The sequence below is a fragment of the Streptomyces sp. CNS606 genome, assembly GCF_000426325.1.
Map to the genome: position 1 here is coordinate 1 of NZ_AUFD01000055.1, position 3,004 is coordinate 3,004.

General features: G+C 67.0%; 2 protein-coding genes. Both read right to left on the reverse strand.

Translation table 11 applies throughout. The annotated features are described in order from the left end of the window. Positions 1-304 precede the first annotated feature (304 nt). Entirely contained in the window at positions 305-1,579 is a 1,275-nt protein-coding gene (locus K304_RS34175) for a NucA/NucB deoxyribonuclease domain-containing protein (protein WP_486591758.1), read from the reverse strand. A 488-nt stretch (positions 1,580-2,067) separates the two neighbouring features. Then, positions 2,068-2,655 (reverse strand): DUF6461 domain-containing protein, encoded by a 588-nt coding sequence (locus K304_RS0120505; RefSeq protein WP_158687392.1) that lies wholly within the window; start codon positions 2,653-2,655, stop codon positions 2,068-2,070. Between the last annotated feature and the right edge of the window lie 349 nt (positions 2,656-3,004).

Below are 3,004 nucleotides of genomic sequence, written 5' to 3' on the forward strand. Positions count from 1 at the left end.
TCGGTCTGCTCCCCGCACGCGCGGGGATGGTCCCAGCGTGCTGGACGGCGCCCTCTACACGGATGCCTGCTCCCTGCACGCGCGGGGATGGTCCCGACGGGCCCGCGCTCGCCTCCCAGCTCTCCCGCTGCTCCCCGCACGCGCGGGGATAGCGCCGGCGGTTGGAGCGGTCGCGTAGAACGAGGTAGGCCTCTGCTTGACGCCATCGACGTCCTGGTTGTCCACGGCTCGGGGCTTCCCCTGCGCCGGCCTGGCGTGGGGGAAGCCCCGGATCGTGTGCGTGCAGTGGTAGCCGGCTGTCGCGCTAGTCGATCTTCATGTAGAAGCGGTCGTTGGTCTGGGCGGGGCGGTCCAGGTTCTTGTCCCAGGCCAGCATCCGGTCATCGACGTAGTACTCGCGCAGCATCCCGCCTGCGACGCGGTTGTCCTTCGCCGGTATCGACTTCACCGAGAAGTCCCAGTCGGCGTTGCCGGCCCCTTCCAAGGTCGAGGCGAAGGGGTACTCGTCGCACTGCTCACCGGGGCTGGTGCCGTTGGGCAGGCCCGTGTCCCGGTACAGGTCGCGCTGCGGACCCGTCTTGAAGCAGGCCCCGTCCTTGTGGTCCTTGTTGGCCTTGGTCTCGTCCGAGTGCAGCTTCTTGGTGATGCGATGGAGCCCGGGCGCATCCGGGTTGCCCGGGCTGTACTCGCCGGGGATCTTCTTGTCCCGCGGCCACGGCTGCCCGGGAGGGGCAAGGAGCGGGTAGGTGGAGCGGGGCTGGTTGAAGGCGGTGTAGAGGTGTTCGGCCACGGCGTGGTGGGTGGTGCCCCGGGTGTAGGTCAGGTACGGGGTGACCTCGCTGAAGATGCACGCCTTGGGGTACTTGGCCTTGCCCTTGTTGAAGTAGGTGGCCGAGTCGCAGCGCACCAGCCGGGGCGGGGTTTCCGCCTTGTCCAGCGTGGTGTACTCCTGGTTGTCGGTGAAGGCCTCGACGTACCACTGGTTGTAGGAGAGCTTGTCGCGGCCGACGCTGTTGTCCTCGCGGTTGTAGATGTCCCAGTGGGCCCAGATCGGGTTGTTGTCCCACGTCGCCCAGGGCATCGTGTACGAACCTGGGCCGGCCCCGCAGACCTTCGAGCCCTGCGAGCATTGACCCATCAGGCTGAGTGGCACGCCGGGGGCAACGAAGATGTTGTCGATCGGGCCCCAGTCGTAGTCGACCGAGTCCTCTTCGATCTGCGAGAAGACCCTCACTCGGCGGTCTTTGGCGTCGCCCTGGCCGAAGACCCTCCACGTCGCGGACGTGGTGCCTTCCTTCTCTACCGGGACGCCCTTGCTGTCGATCTCCCAGTACTCGGCCTCCAGGCCCCATCGGGCGCAGTAGGTGAAGCGGTTGTGGATCCGTCCGATGCCGTCGTCGGTACCGTCGCCGGCGAGGCAGGACTCCAGGCGGTCCTCGTCGGGCATTTCGCCGATCGGTACCCATCCGCGGTCGGACTCGGCAGCTGCTCGAGGGCTTGGGGCTGTGTGGGTGGCGTTGGCGGCAGCCGTCTTCTTGGAGGCGCGGTCTGCTTCCAGGATGGTCAGTGGCTTGGCCACCTTCTTCCTGGGGGACTGAGTCGGTGGTGTCTTGTCGGGCCGGGTGTCGGGAGCGGGAACCGGGAGGCTCTTGTGTCCTTGTTCTCTCGCTTCGCGGCCCTTGGCGCGTAGGTCGGCCAGCTCTTGCTGCGAGATGCCGATCTTCAGCTTGATCGTTCGGTCAGGGCCGATAGCCGCGGCTTCTTGGGCTTCGGCATGCGTCGGCACGGGAGTGGGCTGGGCGCTGGCCATCTGGGACGGAAATGCGAATGCACCCGCCACCATGGCCATGGCCAGGGTGTTTAACCGCCAGCTTCTGCTGAGCGACATGTGTGGAGATCCCCCTTTTTTTGGTTCGGCCAGGGGGCGTGGACCGTCAGTGGCCCTGCCGACTCCCCCCGGCGCTCGGCAACGCGGGCATAACGCTGCCAAGGCCCCAAGGGTGGACACAAGGACACTTCAAGCCGAACGTCGTCAGCAGCGGGCCAAGGAACCTTGCACAGCTACGATCACGCACCCACCACGCTCAGACCCCCCAACCAGGGACCCTCGAAGTCCTCCTCCTCCAGTACAACCCCCGTCACCGCGCCCAGCGCTAGCGCCGCGCGCTCGGCAACGTCTGCTGCGGCCGCTTGGCCAGACGGTTCGTCGACCTGGGCGAAGCCCAGGGACAACAGGTCACCGACCGTCCCGTCCCCATCAGCCGTCTCGAAGGACAGCCGGCCGGAAATGAAGTCCACCTCGCACACCACCCGCCCATCGGCCGCCAGGTGAGCCATCATCTGATTGGGGTCCTCGAACGCGGAGACAGCGACCCGGCCGCCCTCGGACAACGCCGCGAGCACCCCCTGATCCATCCCCGACCAGCCCGAAGAACCCTCCAGCTCCAGCACCAACGACCAACCGTTCGTCAACTCACGGCCGAGCAGCAACACCTCCGGCCCCGTGCCGGCCGCCTCCAGTCGCTCGGTCGCCAGATCCAGCCCATCGGCGACCTCCGCCACATTCAGCACACCCATCCGCTGCAGAACCTGAGCAGGCGGAAGGTGCGCCAGCGTCACACACCAGCCCTCACCGAACAGCTCCGAAAGATCCACCACCCGAGGCCTCCTCCCCCAGACCGGGACGCGCCTCCACCCTCTCGGCCCGCGCCCACACCGGCAAGAGCATCTTTGTTCTGGCGTCCGCGCGCCGCATTGGCTACCCAAGCCCTACGGGAGATTTCAGTTTCGCGCTGGCGCCTGGCCCGGAGCGCTCCTCCGTACCCGCGAGGATGGCCCAGGCCCCCAGCTCCACCTTGACCGCGCCGTCCGCGGAGATGACCGGGGAAGGTGCTATGTTCTGGTTGTCGGAATCGGTGAAAGTCGCTGGAAGCGTGTCATCGCGGTAATAGACTTGCAGGTCAGACAGTCTGCTCCCCGCACGCGCGGGGATGGTCCCGCTTCC